Origin of the sequence: Kitasatospora sp. NBC_01560, assembly GCF_045208415.1 — a bacterium.
Taxonomy (GTDB): domain Bacteria; phylum Actinomycetota; class Actinomycetes; order Streptomycetales; family Streptomycetaceae; genus Kitasatospora.
Window position 1 is genome coordinate 3,736,478 of sequence record NZ_CP109364.1, and the last position, 19,129, is coordinate 3,755,606.

Annotated in this window: 13 protein-coding genes and 2 rRNA genes; 4 read left to right on the forward strand and 11 right to left on the reverse strand. The window is 69.2% G+C overall.

Annotated features, from left to right (window positions below):
• Positions 1-40: 40 nt before the first annotated feature.
• From OH807_RS16025 to OH807_RS16035, 3 genes are all read right to left on the reverse strand, one after another.
• Positions 41-3,162: ribosomal RNA gene (locus OH807_RS16025) — 23S ribosomal RNA — on the reverse strand.
• A gap of 284 nt (positions 3,163-3,446) precedes the next feature.
• Positions 3,447-4,969 (reverse strand): 16S ribosomal RNA (locus OH807_RS16030).
• The 16S and 23S rRNA genes sit together here, the layout of an rRNA operon.
• A 591-nt stretch (positions 4,970-5,560) precedes the next feature.
• Positions 5,561-6,565: a stage II sporulation protein M gene (locus OH807_RS16035; RefSeq protein WP_406199057.1), complete on the reverse strand. Its 1,005-nt coding sequence runs from the start codon at positions 6,563-6,565 to the stop codon at positions 5,561-5,563.
• A 295-nt stretch (positions 6,566-6,860) separates the two neighbouring features.
• Between OH807_RS16035 and OH807_RS16040 the strand changes: the two genes are divergently transcribed.
• A complete protein-coding gene (locus OH807_RS16040) occupies positions 6,861-7,802 on the forward strand; it encodes an RDD family protein (RefSeq protein ID WP_406199060.1) in 942 nt (313 codons plus the stop codon).
• Between the two features lie 59 nt (positions 7,803-7,861).
• Here OH807_RS16040 and OH807_RS16045 read toward each other — a convergent pair whose 3' ends face one another.
• Positions 7,862-8,497 (reverse strand): hypothetical protein, encoded by a 636-nt coding sequence (locus tag OH807_RS16045; RefSeq protein WP_406199062.1) that lies wholly within the window; start codon positions 8,495-8,497, stop codon positions 7,862-7,864.
• 120 nt (positions 8,498-8,617) lie between these two features.
• Here OH807_RS16045 and OH807_RS16050 point away from each other — a divergent pair, with 120 nt between their 5' ends.
• Together OH807_RS16050 and OH807_RS16055 are read left to right on the forward strand one after the other, a co-directional pair.
• On the forward strand, positions 8,618-9,133 hold the full coding sequence (locus OH807_RS16050) for a SigE family RNA polymerase sigma factor (RefSeq protein WP_406199065.1): 516 nt from the start codon (positions 8,618-8,620) through the stop codon (positions 9,131-9,133).
• On the forward strand, positions 9,130-10,161 hold the full coding sequence (locus tag OH807_RS16055) for a hypothetical protein (protein ID WP_406199067.1): 1,032 nt from the start codon (positions 9,130-9,132) through the stop codon (positions 10,159-10,161). The genes OH807_RS16050 and OH807_RS16055 overlap by 4 nt, the downstream gene beginning before the upstream one ends.
• A gap of 61 nt (positions 10,162-10,222) precedes the next feature.
• Here OH807_RS16055 and ahcY read toward each other — a convergent pair whose 3' ends face one another.
• The 6 genes from ahcY to OH807_RS16085 all read right to left on the reverse strand — a co-directional run bounded on the left by ahcY (position 10,223) and on the right by OH807_RS16085 (position 16,722).
• Complete coding sequence (gene ahcY, locus OH807_RS16060) at positions 10,223-11,671, reverse strand: adenosylhomocysteinase (RefSeq protein ID WP_406199069.1); 1,449 nt, start codon at positions 11,669-11,671, stop codon at positions 10,223-10,225.
• 350 nt (positions 11,672-12,021) lie between these two features.
• Entirely contained in the window at positions 12,022-12,996 is a 975-nt protein-coding gene (locus OH807_RS16065) for a cation diffusion facilitator family transporter (RefSeq protein WP_406199071.1), read from the reverse strand.
• A gap of 87 nt (positions 12,997-13,083) precedes the next feature.
• Positions 13,084-14,367: an SIS domain-containing protein gene (locus OH807_RS16070; protein ID WP_406199074.1), complete on the reverse strand. Its 1,284-nt coding sequence runs from the start codon at positions 14,365-14,367 to the stop codon at positions 13,084-13,086.
• Positions 14,368-14,524: 157 nt separating this feature from the next.
• The gene (locus OH807_RS16075) at positions 14,525-14,707 is read right to left on the reverse strand and encodes a Trm112 family protein (RefSeq protein ID WP_406199076.1); all 183 of its coding nucleotides are present in this window, start codon (positions 14,705-14,707) and stop codon (positions 14,525-14,527) included.
• A gap of 101 nt (positions 14,708-14,808) precedes the next feature.
• Entirely contained in the window at positions 14,809-16,242 is a 1,434-nt protein-coding gene (locus OH807_RS16080) for a phosphomannomutase/phosphoglucomutase (RefSeq protein WP_406199079.1), read from the reverse strand.
• Between the two features lie 114 nt (positions 16,243-16,356).
• A complete protein-coding gene (locus tag OH807_RS16085; protein ID WP_360192635.1) occupies positions 16,357-16,722 on the reverse strand; it encodes a DUF3499 domain-containing protein in 366 nt (121 codons plus the stop codon).
• Between the two features lie 163 nt (positions 16,723-16,885).
• Here OH807_RS16085 and OH807_RS16090 point away from each other — a divergent pair, with 163 nt between their 5' ends.
• On the forward strand, positions 16,886-17,338 hold the full coding sequence (locus OH807_RS16090) for a metallopeptidase family protein (RefSeq protein WP_406199081.1): 453 nt from the start codon (positions 16,886-16,888) through the stop codon (positions 17,336-17,338).
• A gap of 102 nt (positions 17,339-17,440) precedes the next feature.
• Here OH807_RS16090 and OH807_RS16095 read toward each other — a convergent pair whose 3' ends face one another.
• On the reverse strand, positions 17,441-19,129 hold the full coding sequence (locus OH807_RS16095; protein WP_406199083.1) for a DUF5719 family protein: 1,689 nt from the start codon (positions 19,127-19,129) through the stop codon (positions 17,441-17,443).

Here is a 19,129-nt window from a genome sequence, read left to right on the forward strand (position 1 = left end):
GGGTCGTTGTTTCAGAACAACACAGTGGACGCGAGCAACTGAGGACAAGCCCTCGGCCTATTAGTACCGGTCAACTCCACCCCTTACAGGGCTTCCATATCCGGCCTATCAACCCAGTCGTCTACTGGGAGCCTTACCCTCTCAAGGAGGTGGGAGTGCTCATCTCGAAGCAGGCTTCCCGCTTAGATGCTTTCAGCGGTTATCCCTCCCGAACGTAGCCAACCAGCCATGCCCTTGGCAGGACAACTGGCACACCAGAGGTTCGTCCGTCCCGGTCCTCTCGTACTAGGGACAGCCCTTCTCAACACTCCTACGCGCACAGCGGATAGGGACCGAACTGTCTCACGACGTTCTAAACCCAGCTCGCGTACCGCTTTAATGGGCGAACAGCCCAACCCTTGGGACCTACTCCAGCCCCAGGATGCGACGAGCCGACATCGAGGTGCCAAACCATCCCGTCGATATGGACTCTTGGGGAAGATCAGCCTGTTATCCCCGGGGTACCTTTTATCCGTTGAGCGACGGCGCTTCCACAAGCCACCGCCGGATCACTAGTCCCGACTTTCGTCCCTGCTCGACCCGTCAGTCTCACAGTCAAGCTCCCTTGTGCACTTACACTCAACACCTGATTGCCAACCAGGCTGAGGGAACCTTTGGGCGCCTCCGTTACTCTTTAGGAGGCAACCGCCCCAGTTAAACTACCCACCAGACACTGTCCCTGATCCGGATCACGGACCCAGGTTAGACATCCAGCACGACCAGAGTGGTATTTCAACGACGACTCCACAACAACTGGCGTTGCTGCTTCAAAGTCTCCCACCTATCCTACACAAGCCGAACCGAACACCAATATCAAGCTATAGTAAAGGTCCCGGGGTCTTTCCGTCCTGCTGCGCGAAACGAGCATCTTTACTCGTAATGCAATTTCACCGGGCCTATGGTTGAGACAGTCGAGAAGTCGTTACGCCATTCGTGCAGGTCGGAACTTACCCGACAAGGAATTTCGCTACCTTAGGATGGTTATAGTTACCACCGCCGTTTACTGGCGCTTAAGTTCTCAGCTTCGCCCCGACGAATCAGAGCTAACCGGTCCCCTTAACGTTCCAGCACCGGGCAGGCGTCAGTCCGTATACATCGCCTTACGGCTTCGCACGGACCTGTGTTTTTAGTAAACAGTCGCTTCTCGCTGGTCTCTGCGGCCACCCCCAGCTCGGAGTGCAAGACTCGTCACCAGGAATGGCCCCCCTTCTCCCGAAGTTACGGGGGCATTTTGCCGAGTTCCTTAACCATAGTTCACCCGAACGCCTCGGTATTCTCTACCTGACCACCTGAGTCGGTTTGGGGTACGGGCCGCCATGAAACTCGCTAGAGGCTTTTCTCGACAGCATAGGATCATCCACTTCACCACAATCGGCTCGGCATCAGGTCTCAGGCTATTGTTGTGCGGATTTGCCTACACAACGCCCTACACCCTTACCCCGGGACAACCACCGCCCGGGCTGGACTACCTTCCTGCGTCACCCCATCGCTCACCTAATACAGACTTGGTCCGGCGGCTCCACCACGTCCCTTTGTCCGAAGACTCCGGGCCGGCTTCACGGCCTTAGCATCACCTGGTTCAGCGTTGGCGCTTCAAAGCGGGTACGGGAATATCAACCCGTTGTCCATCGACTACGCCTGTCGGCCTCGCCTTAGGTCCCGACTTACCCTGGGCAGATCAGCTTGACCCAGGAACCCTTGGTCAATCGGCGCAAGAGTTTCTCACTCTTGTATCGCTACTCATGCCTGCATTCTCACTCGTGTACCGTCCACGACTGGTTTCCACCGCCGCTTCACCCGGCACACGACGCTCCCCTACCCATCACAGCAGGCGTTGGCCCTATATGCTGCAATGACACGACTTCGGTGATGTGCTTGAGCCCCGCTACATTGTCGGCGCGGAATCACTTGACCAGTGAGCTATTACGCACTCTTTCAAGGGTGGCTGCTTCTAAGCCAACCTCCTGGTTGTCTCTGCGACTCCACATCCTTTCCCACTTAGCACACGCTTAGGGACCTTAGTCGGTGTTCTGGGCTGTTTCCCTCTCGACCATGGAGCTTATCCCCCACAGTCTCACTGCCACGCTCTCACTTACCGGCATTCGGAGTTTGGCTAAGGTCAGTAACCCGGTGAGGCCCATCGCCTATCCAGTGCTCTACCTCCGGCAAGAAACACGTGACGCTGCACCTAAATGCATTTCGGGGAGAACCAGCTATCACGGAGTTTGATTGGCCTTTCACCCCTAACCACAGGTCATCCCCCAGGTTTTCAACCCTGGTGGGTTCGGTCCTCCACGAAGTCTTACCTCCGCTTCAACCTGCCCATGGCTAGATCACTCCGCTTCGGGTCTTGGGCATGCAACTGAAACGCCCTATTCGGACTCGCTTTCGCTACGGCTACCCCACACGGGTTAACCTCGCTACACACCGCAAACTCGCAGGCTCATTCTTCAAAAGGCACGCAGTCACGAGACACACAGCAAGCTGCATGTCCGACGCTCCCACGGCTTGTAGGCACACGGTTTCAGGTACTATTTCACTCCGCTCCCGCGGTACTTTTCACCATTCCCTCACGGTACTATCCGCTATCGGTCACCAGGGAATATTTAGGCTTAGCGGGTGGTCCCGCCAGATTCACACGGGATTTCTCGGGCCCCGTGCTACTTGGGAGTTTCTCAAACGAGCCGTACAGATTTCGTCTACGGGGGTCTTACCCTCTACGCCGGACCTTTCGCATGTCCTTCGACTACCCATACGGTTTCTGACTCGTCGACCGGCCGGCAGACCGATCAAGAAAAATCCCACGACCCCACCAGCGCAACCCCTGCCGGGTCTCACACGCTGATGGTTTAGCCTCATCCGGTTTCGCTCGCCACTACTCCCGGAATCACGGTTGTTTTCTCTTCCTGCGGGTACTGAGATGTTTCACTTCCCCGCGTTCCCTCCACATACCCTATGTGTTCAGGTATGGGTGACAGCCCATGACGACTGCCGGGTTTCCCCATTCGGAAACCCCCGGATCAAAGCCTGGTTGACGGCTCCCCGGGGACTATCGTGGCCTCCCACGTCCTTCATCGGTTCCTGGTGCCAAGGCATCCACCGTGCGCCCTTAAAAACTTGGCCACAGATGCTCGCGTCCACTGTGCAGTTCTCAAACAACGACCAGTCACCCACCATCAACAACCCGAAACGGGCTGCCTCAAGTGAGACCGGCATCTCTGAAGCAACGACCATACGGCCGTTCCCTCAGGACCCAACAACGTGCCCGACACAGTCAATCCCGAACCCACGTTCCACGCCCGAAGGCAGTACTTGTGAACCGATCTCTTCCTGTGCCGAATAGTCAACGTTCCACCCATGAGCGACCGTGCAGAACATTCGCCTGCAAGCGGCCATGTGCTCCTTAGAAAGGAGGTGATCCAGCCGCACCTTCCGGTACGGCTACCTTGTTACGACTTCGTCCCAATCGCTGGTCCCACCTTCGACGGCTCCTCCCCTTACGGGTTAGGCCACCGGCTTCGGGTGTTACCGACTTTCGTGACGTGACGGGCGGTGTGTACAAGGCCCGGGAACGTATTCACCGCAGCATGCTGATCTGCGATTACTAGCAACTCCAACTTCATGGGGTCGAGTTGCAGACCCCAATCCGAACTGAGGCCGGCTTTTGGGATTCGCTCCGCCTCGCGGCATCGCAGCCCTTTGTACCGACCATTGTAGCACGTGTGCAGCCCAAGACATAAGGGGCATGATGATTTGACGTCGTCCCCACCTTCCTCCGAGTTGACCCCGGCAGTCTCCTGTGAGTCCCCATCACCCCGAAAGGCATGCTGGCAACACAGAACAAGGGTTGCGCTCGTTGCGGGACTTAACCCAACATCTCACGACACGAGCTGACGACAACCATGCACCACCTGTATACCGACCACAAGGGGGCGACCATCTCTGGCCGTTTCCGGCATATGTCAAGCCTTGGTAAGGTTCTTCGCGTTGCGTCGAATTAAGCCACATGCTCCGCTGCTTGTGCGGGCCCCCGTCAATTCCTTTGAGTTTTAGCCTTGCGGCCGTACTCCCCAGGCGGGGAACTTAATGCGTTAGCTGCGGCACCGACGACGTGGAATGTCGCCAACACCTAGTTCCCAACGTTTACGGCGTGGACTACCAGGGTATCTAATCCTGTTCGCTCCCCACGCTTTCGCTCCTCAGCGTCAGTAATGGCCCAGAGATCCGCCTTCGCCACCGGTGTTCCTCCTGATATCTGCGCATTTCACCGCTACACCAGGAATTCCGATCTCCCCTACCACACTCTAGCCTGCCCGTATCGAATGCAGACCCGGGGTTAAGCCCCGGGCTTTCACATCCGACGCGACAGGCCGCCTACGAGCTCTTTACGCCCAATAATTCCGGACAACGCTCGCACCCTACGTATTACCGCGGCTGCTGGCACGTAGTTAGCCGGTGCTTCTTCTGCAGGTACCGTCACTTGCGCTTCTTCCCTGCTGAAAGAGGTTTACAACCCGAAGGCCGTCATCCCTCACGCGGCGTCGCTGCATCAGGCTTTCGCCCATTGTGCAATATTCCCCACTGCTGCCTCCCGTAGGAGTCTGGGCCGTGTCTCAGTCCCAGTGTGGCCGGTCGCCCTCTCAGGCCGGCTACCCGTCGTCGCCTTGGTAGGCCATTACCCCACCAACAAGCTGATAGGCCGCGGGCTCATCCTGCACCGCCGGAGCTTTACACCACAGTCCATGCGGACCGTGGTCATATCCGGTATTAGACCCCGTTTCCAGGGCTTGTCCCAGAGTGCAGGGCAGATTGCCCACGTGTTACTCACCCGTTCGCCACTGATCCACCCCGAAGGGCTTCACCGTTCGACTTGCATGTGTTAAGCACGCCGCCAGCGTTCGTCCTGAGCCAGGATCAAACTCTCCGTGAATGTCTTCTCGACAGTGCTTAATGAAAAGCGGTCGAGCTGCACTCGCGTCGAGCGGCACGGCAACCACCGGAATAGGGCGGCCCCGCGCACTGCGTCCTCGCTAGTGTTTTACTTCAAAAGGAATCTCCAACCCCGATCAAATGATCGAGGCCGGGGATGTCAACATATCTGGCGTTGACTTTTGGCACGCTGTTGAGTTCTCAAGGAACGGACACTTCCTTCAGGCGGCTTTCACACCGGCCCTCCGGGCGCTTCGTTCTTTCGTGTTTCCAGCTTATCAGATCCTCGCGGCCGTTCTTACCGGCGCTTTGTTTCTCTGAATTCCCGCTGGGGGGATTTCCTTCACTTCGCTCGAAAGCTTATCAAAGCTTTCGTTGTGCTCAGTTCCGGGGGTTTTACCTCGTCGGAGGGTGTGTATTTCGTGAAACACACTCGCCTCGATCTGGCGTTGTCGTAGACACTAACGCCCGGGACGGGTCGTTGTCCAACCTGTCCCAACCGTTCAAACCTACTAGCCCGCCCCCACCACGTCAATGGTTTGGTCGGGATGCGAGAAGAGTACCAGGTCAGAGGCGTGTGGATGACATCGGCTCAGGCCGCGACGGGCTGGAGGTCCGCCCGGTCGGCGGCATCCAGATCCCCGGTCTCGCCGTCGGCGGCAGCCTTTCGCCCCAGGACGAGTGCGTAGAGGAGAAACGCGACCTCGGCCAGCACGCCGATCGAGATCCGGGCCCAGGTGGGCAGGCCGGACGGGGTCACGAACGCCTCCAGTACCCCGGACACCGCCAGCACCGTCGCGAGGCCGATGGCCATGCCGATGATGGAACGGCCCTGTTCCGCGAGGGCGGTCCCCCGGGTGCGCGGGCCGGGGTCGATGACCGTCCAGCCGAGGCGCAGGCCGAGGCCGCCGGCCACGAAGACGGCGGTCAGCTCCAGCAGGCCGTGCGGGATGAGCAGGCCGAGGAAGATGTCGAGCCGCCCGGCGGAGGCCATCAGACCCACCCCGAGGCCGAGGTTGAGGACGTTGCTCCAGAGCACCATGAGCACGGGGATCCCGAGCGCGACGCCGTAGAGCAGGCACTGCACCGCGATCCAGGCGTTGTTCGTCCAGACCTGGGCCGCGAACGAGCCGGCGGGGCGGTCCGAGTAGTAGGCCTCGTAGTCACCGCCCGGCCTGGTCATCTCGCGGATCGTCTCCGGCGTGGCAAGGCTGTTCCTGACCTCCGGATGGGTCGCCACCCACCAGGCGACCAGGACGGTACCGAGCAGTGAGAGCACCGCGACCGGCAGCCACCAGCGGCGGGAGCGGTAGAGCGCGGCCGGGAAGCTCACCGTGTAGTAGCGCGCGACGTCCCGCCAGCCGCTGCTGCGGCTGCCGGTGACCGCGTCGCGCGCGCGGGAGACGAGGCTGGTGAGCCGGCCCTCCAGGGTGGGGTCGGGTGCGGCGGCCTGGACCTTGGCCAGATGACCGGTCACGCGCTGGTAGAGGGTGACCAGTTCGTCCGCCTCCTCACCACTGAGCCGGCGGGTCCGGGCGAGGGCGTCCAGCCGTGCCCACTCCCCCTGGTGGGTGGCGACGAAGACGTCCAGGTCCATTCGGCAGCTCCATGGTCGGCGCGGGGCGCGCGGGCAGGCGGGTGCGGACAAGTGGGCCCAGCATGCCAGGGAGAGCACGCCCCCGGACGGCCGGGACCTGCTTTCCCCGGCGGCCCGGGACCTCCCTTCCCGAGCGACCGCGCGGCCCCGTATGTTGACGACTGCAGATCACGGGATCGTGGGGGCCGATCCGACCGGTGCTCCCTCCCCGCGACGTGCGACCGGCGTGCCGCATCCGGCGTGCCGCGGCCACGTGGCGCGGACCACGAACCACCGACGGGAACGGACGGGTGTCTTGAGCGACCTGGTGACGGGCGAGGCGGTCGTCCTCGGCCTGCGCACGGCGAAGCTTCCGAGCCGGGCACTGGCGGTCGCGCTGGACCTGGCCGTGGAGGTGGCCGCGCTCGTGGTGGTCTCGTTGACGCTGAGCGTCGCCCTGGTCGACCTCGACTCCGCCGCGCTCGCCGCGCTCATGCTCGGGCTCATGGTCTTCTTCCTGGTGGCCGTGCCCGTGATGGTCGAGACCTTCACCCGGGGCCGTTCGCTCGGCAAGGCCGCCCTCGGCCTGCGAGTGGTACGCGTCGACGGTGGTCCGGTGCGGTTCCGGCACGCGCTGGTGCGCGGCCTGATCGGCTTCTTCGAGCTCATCGTGCTGAGCGGGGTGCCGGCGGCGGTCACCTCCGCGGTGTCCACGGACGGCAAGCGGCTGGGCGACATCTTCGCGGGGACTCTCGTGGTCCGCGAGCGCGTGCCGGGCGGCAGCGGCGCCGCCACCGCGCTGCCGCCGGTGCACCCGCAGCTGCTGCAGGCGATCGGGGGCGAGCTGGTGGCACTGGACCTCTCCGCCGTGCCCGAGCCGCTCTGGCTGGCCGTCCGGCAGCTGCTCGGCCGGATCGGCCAGCTCGACCCGGCCGTGGCGCACCAGATGTCCGCCCGGCTCGCCGAGGACCTCGCGGCCCGCACCGGCCACCCCGTCCCGTACGGGCTGCACCCGGCGGCCTACCTCGGGGCGGTGCTGACCGAGCGCCAGCGGCGCGAGTGGACCCGGGCCCAGAGCCACGTCCTCCAGCAGCAGTCGTACCCCCACCCGGTCACCCCGGCGGCGCACTACCCGGCAGCACAGGCAGCACCGACCACCGCACCCCCGGCACCCGCTCCCGCCGCGCCGACGACGGCCCCCGCGCCGGCTCCCGCACCGCAGCAGCACCCCGGCACCGGTTTCGCCCCGCCCGCCTGACGCCAGGCCGCACGACCGGGACCGGACACTGCCCCGCTCCACCCCACTCCGGCCGTCACCTAGCCTCCGAACTCCACCGGCCAGGCGTTCGGCGGCGACTCCAGCTCCTCCAGCTCGACCCCCGCCGCGGCCAGCACCACGTCCCCGGCCAGGTGCACCACCTGCTGCTCGCCGGTCTCCAGATCCGCCACCTGGTACCGCTCCACCAGCAGCGGCCCGGAGTCCGTGGCGTGCGTCTCCACCGCCTCCAGCAGCCAGCCCTGGTCGAACGTGCGGGGCGCCAGCACCGGTTCGGTGAAGGCCACCAGCCGCACCTTCGCGCTCGCCCCCTCCCGCAGTCGCAGCAACCGCGCGGTGGCGACCAGGAAGGCCGGCGAGCGTCCGGCGAAGCCGTGGGCCCGGTCGTGCCCCTCCACGGTGTGCTCCCCGCCCGGGTCGGCCGCGTCGGTCCGCACCCAGGCCACCCCGTCGACGGCCCCGCCGCGGACCTGCCAGCCACCCCCGCGGAGCTCCGCCCGCAGCGGCCGGGCCCGCGAGTCCAGGGTCAGGTCGACCGTGCCGAGCACCTGGCCCTCGGGGCCGTACGTCTTGGAGACGTAGCGCCAGCCGGCCGGGCCGGGCGCGCAGCTGAAGCGCTCCTCGCCGAGCAGCACGTGGTCATGGGTGTCGTGGAGCGAGTACCGGCCGTTGGGCATGCCCGAAAGCCTACGTGGACGATCACGGCCGTCCCGCATGCAACGTACGACCGGTCACCCGCATCAGAGGGGGGAAGGCGGCGCGCACCGCGCCGCCGGTTCGAGGGAAAGGGGGCGGGGATGGCGAAACAGGCACGCGACGAGGAGTTCACCGAGTACGTGGCATCCAGGAGCAACTGGCTGCGCAAGGTCGCCTATCTGCTGTGCGGGGACTGGCACCGGGCAGACGACCTGGTCCAGGAGACCATCACCAAGCTCTACGTGCACTGGTCGCGGATCAGCCGGGTGGAGAACGTGGACGGCTACGCCCGCAGGGTGCTGGTGAACACGTTCCTGGCCGAACAGCGGTCACCGTGGTGGCGCCGCACCAGCCGCACCGGTTCCGCGCCGGACATCGCGTCCGTGTGCGTCGATCTCGACGCCTCGCTCGATCTGCGCCGGGCACTGGCCGCGCTGCCACCGCGCCAGCGGGCCACCGTGGTGCTCCGCTACTACTGCGACCTGACGGTCGATCAGGCCGCCGAGGCGCTGGGGTGCTCGGCCGGCAACGTCAAGAGTCAGAGTTCCCGTGCGGTGGCGAGCCTGCGCAGCGGGCTCGCCACCGCTGCGGTCAATGCCGAGAGGACATCCCGATGAGCATCGAGCACCGTGAACTGACCGACCGCCTCGTCGCCCTCGCCGATGAACCCGCACCACCGCCCGGTTTCGACGCCGGCCGGTCCGTCGCCCGGGGCCGGGCCCGGCTGCGCCGCCGCCGGGCCGCGGCGGTCGGGGTGGTGGCGGCGGTGACGGCGGCACTGGTCACCGGCACCCTGGCGCTCCGGCCGGACGGGGGCGGTGCCTCCCTGCCGCCGGCGTCGGAGCCTGTCGCCACCTCCTCGCCCACGCCCACCGCCACGCTCCTTGCCGGAGCCGATCCGCTGACCACCGAGGTCGGGTTCGGCTGGTTGCCCTCGTGGGTGAACGGCGTCGGCTACCAGGCGGGCCAGTACGGCTTCGCGGCCACCGCCGGCGGCGAGGGCATCTCCCTCCCGTCGATCAGGCTCTCGCTCTTCCCCGCCGGCCCCGAACCGGCGCTCGACCTGACGCCGGGCCGGCCCGAGGTGCGGACCGAGGCTCCCGCCGTCGGCGGGCGAGCGGCCTACTGGCTCGACCGGAAGGGCTACGAGAGCGGGGGCCGACTGCTCCGCTGGCTGACGTCGTCCGGCCGGTGGGCACAGATCTCGGCCTACGGCGGACAGCAGTCCGACCGCTCGGAGGAGATTCTGCTCCGGGTCGCGGCCGGCGCCACGTTCGGGCAGCGGGACGTCCCATTGCCGTTCCGGTTCGCCGGGCTTCCGGAGTCCTTCCGGCCGACCGACGTCTCGCTGACCCGGCGCACCGGCACGGCCCGCCCCTGGATCGCCGAGGCCCTGTTCGACATCGGGGGCAAGCAGGCCAAGGTGACGGTGACCCCGGAGCTCGATCTGGGGCCGGAGGCGGAGCTCTTCCTGGTCTCACCGGTCTGCCGGGTCGAGCAGGGGCTCCGGATCTGCGCGTCCAAGTCTCCCGGGCGCGACACCCCTGCGGCACTCGACCGGCTCGGGGACCTGCCGGGTCTGCTCGGCCTGGTGCACGTCACGGGTGTGGACGAGAGCACCTGGACGACCGACGTGGTGGGGTGAACGTGCCGGTGGCCGGCACCCCGGGTGCGGGGTGCCGGCCACCGGCGTACGCGTCGGGCGATCAGTACCGGTACTGGTCGGCCTTGTACGGGCCCTCGACCGGGACACCGATGTAGTCGGCCTGGTCCTTGCTGAGCGTCGTCAGCTTCACGCCCAGCGCGTCCAGGTGCAGCCGGGCGACCTTCTCGTCCAGGTGCTTCGGCAGCACGTACACACCGATCGGGTACTGCTCGGTCTTCGTGAACAGCTCGATCTGCGCGATCGTCTGGTTCGCGAACGAGTTCGACATCACGAACGACGGGTGACCCGTCGCGTTGCCCAGGTTCAGCAGACGCCCCTCGGACAGCACGATGATCGTGCGACCGTCCGCCTTGCGCCACTCGTGGACCTGCGGCTTCACCTCGGTCTTCACCACACCCGGCAGCTGCGCCAGCCCGGCCATGTCGATCTCGTTGTCGAAGTGACCGATGTTCCCGACGATCGCCTGGTGCTTCATCCGGGCCATGTGCGAGGCCATGATGATGTCCTTGTTGCCCGTCGTCGTGATGAAGATGTCCGCCGACTCGACGACATCCTCCAGCGTCGCGACCTGGTACCCGTCCATCGCCGCCTGCAGCGCGCAGATCGGGTCGATCTCCGTGACGATCACGCGGGCACCCTGGCCGCGCAGCGACTCCGCGCAGCCCTTGCCCACGTCGCCGTAGCCGGCGACGACCGCGACCTTGCCGCCGATCAGCACGTCGGTGGCCCGGTTGATCCCGTCGATCAGCGAGTGACGGCAGCCGTACTTGTTGTCGAACTTCGACTTGGTGACCGAGTCGTTGACGTTGATCGCCGGGAACAGCAGCTGACCGTCCCGGTGCATCTCGTACAGACGGTGGACACCCGTCGTGGTCTCCTCCGTCACGCCCTTGATCGTGGCCGCGACCTCGGTCCACTTGTTCGGCGTCTCGACCAGCGTGCGGTTCAGCAGCTCCAGGATGATCCGGAACTCGTCGTTGTCCGCGGTCGACGGGTCCGGCGCGGCACCGGCCTTCTCGAACTCGACGCCCTTGTGGATCAGCAGCGTCGCGTCACCGCCGTCGTCCAGGATCATGTTCGGCGTCCGACCGTCCGGCCAGGTCAGCGCCTGCTCGGTGCACCACCAGTACTCCTCCAGCGTCTCGCCCTTCCAGGCGAACACCGGCACACCCTGCGGGTTCTCCGCGGTGCCCTCCGGGCCGACCGCGATCGCCGCGGCCGCGTGGTCCTGGGTCGAGAAGATGTTGCACGAGCACCAGCGGACCTCGGCGCCGAGAGCCGTCAGGGTCTCGATCAGCACCGCCGTCTGCACGGTCATGTGCAGCGAACCGGTGATCCGGGCACCGGCCAGCGGCTGCGACGCCGCGTACTCGGCACGGATGGACATCAGGCCCGGCATCTCGTGCTCGGCCAGCTGGATCTCCTTGCGCCCGAACGGCGCCAGGGAAAGGTCGGCAACCTTGAAGTCACCGGTGATGTCGGTCGACATGCGTCTGCTCCTCGCGGATGGGGGGTGGGGCACGGCCAAGGTCCTCGGGTGCGTCGCAGCACGACGCGGCCGCACGGGTGCGCGGCAACGCCCGGGGCGTCCCGGTCCACGGTGCGGACGGGCTCCCCGCTGCTCGGCACAAACCGTCGGAGGACCTCTCTCCCTCGACCGGTGCGCGCCCTCCCGGGTGCGGACCACCGATCGACCGCCATCAGCAGCGACGTTCTGGCACTGATGACGAATCTACACCGGCGGCCCCGGGGTCCGGCGCGCTACGACCGATTTCGGCCGCGGCCCGCGGCCCGGCCGGCGCCGCCGGAAGGTGCCGCCGGAAGGTGCCCGCGGACGGGTCAGTGCGCGCCCGGCACCGGCCCGCCGGGCGTGGCGTACGGGTCGTCGCCCGCGGCCTCCTTGTCGGCGCTGTAGATGTCGGGCTCCAGGTAGATGACCCGGGCGATCGGGACGGCGCGGCGCACCCGCACCTCGGCGGCGTCGATCGCCTCGGCCACCTGGGTGGCGGTGTCCTCCGCGTTGACCGCGATCTTGGCGGCGACCAGCAGCTCCTCGGGGCCGAGGTGCAGGGTCCGCATGTGGATGACGCGGGCGACGGTGTCGTGGTCCACCAGGGCGTCGCGGATCTCGGCCACCACCTCGGGGTGGGCGGACTCGCCGATCAGCAGAGACCTCGTCTCCAGTACCAGCACGACCGCGATGGCGATCAGCAGCGCGCCGATCGACAGGGTGCCGATGCCGTCCCAGACGCCGTTCCCGGTGATCGCGGTCAGCCCGACGCCCAGCAGCGCGAGGACGAGGCCGATCAGCGCGCCGGTGTCCTCCAGCAGGACGACCGGCAGCTCCGGTGCCTTGGCCCGGCGGATGTAGGCGGGCCAGCCGTGCCCGCCCTTGTCCTTGAGAGCCTCGCGGTAGGCGGTGAAGAAGGACCACGCCTCCAGACCGATGGCCAGCACGAGCACGCCGATCGGCCAGTACCAGTTGTCCAGCTCGTGCGGGTGGGCGACCTTCTCGTAGCCCTCGTAGAGGGCGAACATGCCACCGACGCTGAACAGCACGATGGAGACCAGGAAGGCGTAGATGTAGCGCTCGCGCCCGTAGCCGAACGGGTGCTCGGGGGTGGCCCGGCGCTGCGAGCGCTTGCCGCCGATCAGCAGCAGCACCTGGTTGCCGGAGTCGGCCAGCGAGTGGACGCCCTCGGCCAGCATCGAGGACGAGCCGGAGAACGCGAAGGCCACGAATTTGCCGACCGCGATGCCCAGGTTCGCGGACAGGGCCGCGACCAGGGCCTTGGTACCGCCTTCGGTGCTCATGCTCGGGATGGTCCCTCCGCCGGGGGCCGTACAGCCCGCGCTCAGTCGTTGTCGAGCGCATACGGTACCGGGCCGCCGCCCCCGGGCTCAGGACTGCGCGGCCGCGAGCCCGAGGTAGACGGCGGCGAAGTCGGTCAGCGCCACCAGGTCGGCCAGTGCGTGCAGCGGGTCGGGCCGGGCGCTGGCGTACTCGGTGAGCCGGACGTCGTGGCCGGTGGCCAGCCGGTGGGCACGGCTGACGCCGAAGCCGCGGGGGCTCTCGTCGTCGGCCGGTACCTCGGCCGGGCCCTCCTCCTCCGCCTCCGGCCCGGCCGGCCGCTCGCCCGGGCGGCCGGCCCCGGGGGCCGCCGGGGCGTGCCGCAGCAGCAGCACCTGGAGGTGCAGCGGGTCGGGCTCGTCGACCCGGTCGCGGAAGAAGTCGTCGGGGTCGGCACCGGCACCGAGCTGCCCGGTGAACATGCCCCGGTGCGCGGTCAGCACCTGCGGCAGCAGGCCGGCGAGCGCCGGGCGGCCGGCGCGGTCCGCGAGCTGGGCCGCGAACCGGGTGGCCGCCGCCCCCGCCACCGGGCCCTCGGCCCAGAGCAGCGGGACGGTGCCGGCCAGCCGGGCGGCCAGGCTCTTGGCCGGATTGGTGTACGCGGCGGCGTCCGGCCGGCAGCGGACGGCGGTCGCGTCCAGCAGGTCCGCGGTGGCGGCCGGCGCGTCGTACGGCAGCTGGGTGACGCCGAGCTTCTGGCAGAGCGCGAGGAGCGGGGCGAGGTGGGCCCAGAGCGCGGCCGGGTCCTCGGCGGGCAGGTCGGGCTCGGTGGCCGGGCCGGCCGGCGGCGTGCCGTCGTCGGGCAGGTTCGGCGGCACGTACGGCAGGGGCAGCGCCCGCACCTGGAGGGCCGCTCCGGCCAGCGGGCTGCCGGCCGGTGCGGTGACCACGATGGCGCAGCCGCGGGCGTAGGCCTGTTCGGCGAGCGCGATCAGGCCCTGCTCACCGCCGTTCGCGGAGCTGATCACCAGCAGGTCGAGCGGTCCGGCCCAGCCGGGGAGCTGCCAGCCGAGCCCGTCGGTGAAGACGGGCGGCGCGACGGACCGGTCGGTGCGCGGGACGGCGGCGACGTCGGCCGGCGACAGCGGGGTGACCAGCGTGGAGGTGCCGGCCAGGGCGGCGAGCATCTCACCCGCCGTCAGGGCGCTGCCGTGTCCGGCGACCAGGACCGAGCGCGGGCGGCCGTCGGGCCGCAGCCGGTCGACGCCGGCGGCGTCGGCGAGGCGCAGCGCGGTACGGACCCGGGCGCCGGCGCCCGCGAGGGCGAGCAGGGCCCGGTCGTGGTCGGCGCGCCGGAGGGCGGCCGGGTCGTCGAGCAGGGTGTCGTCGAGCATGCGGCGGGCCTCCGGCTGCTGGCTGGGCGCTGAGGGCTGCGGGGCAGAGGACTTGCGGGGCTGCGGGACTGCGGGCGGGGCGAGTGGGCCGGACGGGCCGAGCGGGCCGGACGGCGGGGCCGGGCGGATCCGCGGGGACGGGATCCGCCCCCAAGGATCAGGCCGGGCGGCGGGCCTCGTCCACCAGCAGCACCGGAATGCCGTCCCGGACGGGGTAGGCGAGGCCGCAGCTCTCGCCGGTGCAGATCAGCTCGGGCTGGTCCTCGCTGCCGCCCTCGGTGAGCGCGGCCCGGCACTGCGGGCAGACCAGGATCTCCAGCAGGAAGGATTCGAGCTTCATGGTGTTCGGCTCCCAGGTTCGGGTGGCAGGGGTCTCAGGGGTGGCACGGCGGTGCCCCGGCCGGTAGGAAACCCTACCGGCCGGGGCACAACGGGCGTGCGTCAGGCGCGGACGATGGCGAGGACGCCGTCGCGCAGCTCGGCCATCCGCGCCGGGTCCTTGGCCTCGACGTTCAGGCGCAGCAGCGGCTCGGTGTTGGAGGCGCGCAGGTTGAACCACCAGTCCGGGCCCGCCACGGTGAGGCCGTCCAGCTCGTCCACCGTGGTGCCCTCCTGGCCGGCGTAGGCGGCGCGGACGGCGGCGGAGCGGTCGGCCTGGTCGGCGACGGTGCTGTTGATCTCGCCGGAGGCGGCGTAGCGGTCGTACTCGGCGGTGAGCGCGGAGAGGGTCTCCTGCTGTCCGCCGAGGGCGGCCAGCACGTGCAGGGCGGCGAGCATGCCGGTGTCGGCGCGCCAGAAGTCGCGGAAGTAGTAGTGCGCGGAGTGCTCGCCGCCGAAGACGGCGTCGGTGACGGCCATCTCCTGCTTGATGAAGGAGTGGCCGACCCGGGTGCGGACCGGCTTGCCGCCGAGCTCGACGACCACCTCGGGGACGGTCCAGGAGGTGATCAGGTTGTGGATGACGGTCGGCTCGGCCTCGCCGGCCGCCCGGGCCCGGGCGATCTCCCGGACGGCGACCAGCGCGGTGATCGCGGACGGCGAGACCGGCTCGCCGCGCTCGTCGACGACGAAGCAGCGGTCGGCGTCGCCGTCGAAGGCGAGGCCGAGGTCGGCGCCGACCTCGCGGACCTTGGCCTGGAGGTCGACCAGGTTCTTCGGGTCGAGCGGGTTGGCCTCGTGGTTGGGGAAGGTGCCGTCCAGCTCGAAGTACATCGGCACGAGGTCGAGCGGCAGGCCGTCGAAGACGGTCGGCACGGTGTGGCCGCCCATGCCGTTGCCCGCGTCGACGACGACCTTGAGCGGGCGGATCGCGGTGAGGTCGACCAGGCCCAGCAGGTGGTCGGCGTAGCCGCGCAGGGTCTCCTGCGCGGAGAGCGCACCCGGCTTGACGTCGCGCACGGGGACGGTGACGGTGTCGTCCTCGGCGGTCCAGGACTCGACCAGCTCGCGGATCTCGGCGAGGCCGGTGTCCTGGCCGACCGGGGCGGCACCGGCGCGGCAGAGCTTGATGCCGTTGTACTCGGCCGGGTTGTGGCTGGCGGTGAACATCGCGCCGGGCAGGTCGAGCTTGCCGCTGGCGTAGTACAGCTGGTCGGTCGAGCAGAGGCCGATCTCGACCACGTCGGCGCCGTAGGCCGCGGCACCCTCGGCGAAGGCCCGGCTCAGGGACGGGGAGGAGGGCCGCATGTCGTGGCCGACCACGATCGCGGTCGCTTCGGTGACCTGGACGAACGCGGCGCCGAAGGCGCGCGCAAGGCTCTCGTCCCACTGGTCCGGGACCACGCCTCGTACGTCGTACGCCTTCACGAGCTGCTTGAGGTCGCGCACTGCGGCTCCACCCTGGTTCTCTGTCTGATCGGCGGGCTGGTCGCCCATGGTCACGATACGTCCGAGGACGGCACCTGTCGGTACCCGGACAGGGGGGCAGCGTACCGGGAGGCGGCGGGCGGGCGGTCCGCGGCGGGGGGTGGGGGCGGGCCGGACCGGGGCTCAGTTGTCGGGCGAGCGCAGCACGCGCAGGTGGCCGCGGCGGCCGGCCTCGGTGGACTCGCCCTCGGGGCCCCGGCCCTGACGCGGGGTCTGCGGGCGGGCGGCCTCGCGGACGGCGTTGGCGAGCGCTTCGAGGTCGTCGCTGCTGCGGCGGAGCGGGCCGGCCTCGGCGGCGAGCCGGACGACCTCCCAGCCGCGCGGGGCGGTGAGGCGCTCGGCGTGCTCGGCGCACAGGTCGTAGCAGTGCGGCTCGGCGTAGGTCGCGAGCGGGCCGAGGACGGCGGTGGAGTCCGCGTAGACGTACGTCAGCGTTGCGACGGCCGGTCGGCCGCACGCGGTCCGCGAACAACGACGTACAGAGCTCACGAGGGTGGACGGTACAGCACTCCTCGCCGGGGAGCGAAGACCGCCTGCCCGGAGGGTGTGCCGTGTCGCGGCCCGTGCGCCCGTCCGTGCATCCGCCACCCCTGGCGATTCGGTGCCGGGGTGGTCCACTTCCGACCGTCCAAGGACTACCCTCGGCAGTGATATGGACAGCTCTGCACCGCAGTCATCGACGGGACCTTCACGCCGCCCCCGGCACCGCGACCGGCACGGCAGGGGCCTGCGCGGCCCGCTGGCGCCTCCCCAGGTGCCGATCTCGCTCACCCGCTCCGAGTTGTTCGACGACTACGTGCGCGAGTCGGTGGAGCGGCTGGAGCGGCGCTGGCCGCAGCTGATCGAGGTGGAGTTCGCCGTCCAGGAGGTGCCGCTGCACGAGGCCCAGGGCCCGGACGCGGACGGCGGGGTGCCGCTGGGCCGGGTGTCGCCGGGGCAGCAGGGGCGGAAGAGCCAGATCGTGGTCTACCGGCGGCCGGTGGAGATCCGGGCGAAGTCACGGGAGGACCGCGCGGCGCTGGTGCACGAGATCCTGATCGAGCAGGTGGCGGAGCTGCTGGGGCTGTCCCCGGACGCCATCGACCCGCGGTACGACGAGGACTGACGGCGACGGCGCGCGACGGCCCGCCGCCGCGGGCCCGCGCGCAAGCACGCATGAGGGGCGGTACCCGGAGGTCTCCGGGTACCGCCCCTCGTCGTCGGCGGGTCAGCGCAGCACGACGCCCGGGTTCTGGGCGGCCTGCGGGACCTTGACGGTGCTGCGGTCGTCGCGCAGCGCCTGGACGGTGAACATCGGGACGTCCTTGACCGGGAGGGCCAGCATCCGGGCGGCCACCACCGGGCCGCCGGAGACGGTCTCCACGGTCAGCGCGAAGCTGCCGTTGAGACCGCCCGGCTCGGGCGCCGGGAGGGCGACCGTGCCGCCGGCCGGGAGCTGGACCTCCTTGCTGACCGGCGTGCCGCCGCCCGTCCCGGCCGAGGCGGTGACCTTCACGGTCGCGGCCTCCCCGGCGGAGGTGAGGAACAGCGTGGCCGCGCCGCCGCCCCGGTTGTCGGCCACCGTGGCGCGGGCGCCGACCGGGACGGTACCGGTCAGCCAGGCCGCGTCGGACTTGCCGTTCTGCCCGGCGCGGTCGACCCGCAGGCCGGCCACCACGGGGGTGGGGTGCTTGTCGTCGCTGGGCGACAGCCGCAGGCCGGCCACCTCGTCGCGGGTGACCTTGCCGAGGTCGACAGCGGCCACCTGGCCGGCCTTGATGTGGATGGACTCGTTGCCGGCCGGGACGAACCAGCCGTTCTTGCCGGAGAGCTCGATCTTCAGGTCCGCGTCGTCCTCCGGCGGGGCCCAGACCACCAGGCGGGCGCCGGCGGTGTCGGCCGGCAGGCCGGGGATCACCTGGGTGGGCGCCGGGTCGGCGGAGGCGGGCACCCAGTCGGCGCCCTTGGCGCCGTCGGCGGCGTGCAGGGCGGCGCCGACCCGGCCGGTGCGGACGACCACGTGCACGGCGAGGTCGGTGACCTGGCCCTTGCTGATGGTCGGCAGCAGGACGGACTGGGAGCTGCCGGGGGCGACGGAGATGCCGTTGGCGGCATCGTTGTCGATCAGGCCCTTGTCGCCGTACAGCTTGATGTCGACGACGGCGGCGGTGGACTCGGTGTTCACCAGGCTGACGTAGTCCGTGCGGTCACCGGCGGTGCTGGCCCCGGCGAACCAGAAGCTGGTGCCGGCCGGGGTGCAGGTGATGCCGGACAGGCCGCTCCCGCGCTGCTCGGTGACGGTGGTGGTCTGGGTGACGGTGAAGCCGGGCGCCAGGGCGCCGGTGGCGACCGCCCCGGTGCCGGGCGCGGTGTCGCCGTTCGCGGCCGGGCCGGTGACGGGCGTGCCGGGCTTGGTCGCCGTCAGCCGGGCGTCGGCGGGTGCGGCGCCCTTGTCGGGCGCCGGCGTGCCGGCGGCCGACGGTGCCGGGGCCGCGGGCGTGGAGGGCGCCGCCGAGGGGGCGGCGGTCGGCGGGGTGGCGGGGGCGGCCGCGTCGGCGATCCAGCCGCTGCCGGCGGGCGCCGCGTCGGCCCCGGCCGCGCCGCCGGGCGGGGCGTACGCGGTGAGGCTGGTCGAGCCGGTCAGCCCCTGGAGCGGCTGCGGGCAGACCGCGGCCGTCCGCTCGACCTGCGCCGTGGTGGCGGTGCCGCCGTGGCCGGCGCCGGCCGGTGCGGCCGGCGGTCGCAGCTGGGCGACGCCGAACACCACCGCGAGCACGGCGGCGGCGGCCAGCAGCGACTGGGTGGTCCTGGTCCCTCCGCCGGTCCGGGCGGCGCCGGCGGAGAAGCCGGCGCTGCCCTCCGCCGGCGCGGTGCCGGCCGGGGCCTGCGGCTTCTTCTTGAACGCGGGCTTCTTCAT

Bases quoted from the DNA above. Each gene is read 5' to 3' on its own strand.
- OH807_RS16050 (WP_406199065.1), top strand. From the start codon at position 8,618: ATGGCGAAACAGGCACGCGACGAGGAGTTCACCGAGTACGTGGCATCC.
- OH807_RS16095 (WP_406199083.1), bottom strand. From the start codon at position 19,129: ATGAAGAAGCCCGCGTTCAAGAAGAAGCCGCAGGCCCCGGCCGGCACC.
- OH807_RS16090 (WP_406199081.1), top strand. From the start codon at position 16,886: ATGGACAGCTCTGCACCGCAGTCATCGACGGGACCTTCACGCCGCCCC.
- OH807_RS16065 (WP_406199071.1), bottom strand. From the start codon at position 12,996: ATGAGCACCGAAGGCGGTACCAAGGCCCTGGTCGCGGCCCTGTCCGCG.
- OH807_RS16080 (WP_406199079.1), bottom strand. From the start codon at position 16,242: ATGGGCGACCAGCCCGCCGATCAGACAGAGAACCAGGGTGGAGCCGCA.
- ahcY (WP_406199069.1), bottom strand. From the start codon at position 11,671: ATGTCGACCGACATCACCGGTGACTTCAAGGTTGCCGACCTTTCCCTG.
- OH807_RS16070 (WP_406199074.1), bottom strand. From the start codon at position 14,367: ATGCTCGACGACACCCTGCTCGACGACCCGGCCGCCCTCCGGCGCGCC.
- OH807_RS16055 (WP_406199067.1), top strand. From the start codon at position 9,130: ATGAGCATCGAGCACCGTGAACTGACCGACCGCCTCGTCGCCCTCGCC.
- OH807_RS16035 (WP_406199057.1), bottom strand. From the start codon at position 6,565: ATGGACCTGGACGTCTTCGTCGCCACCCACCAGGGGGAGTGGGCACGG.
- OH807_RS16075 (WP_406199076.1), bottom strand. From the start codon at position 14,707: ATGAAGCTCGAATCCTTCCTGCTGGAGATCCTGGTCTGCCCGCAGTGC.
- OH807_RS16045 (WP_406199062.1), bottom strand. From the start codon at position 8,497: ATGCCCAACGGCCGGTACTCGCTCCACGACACCCATGACCACGTGCTG.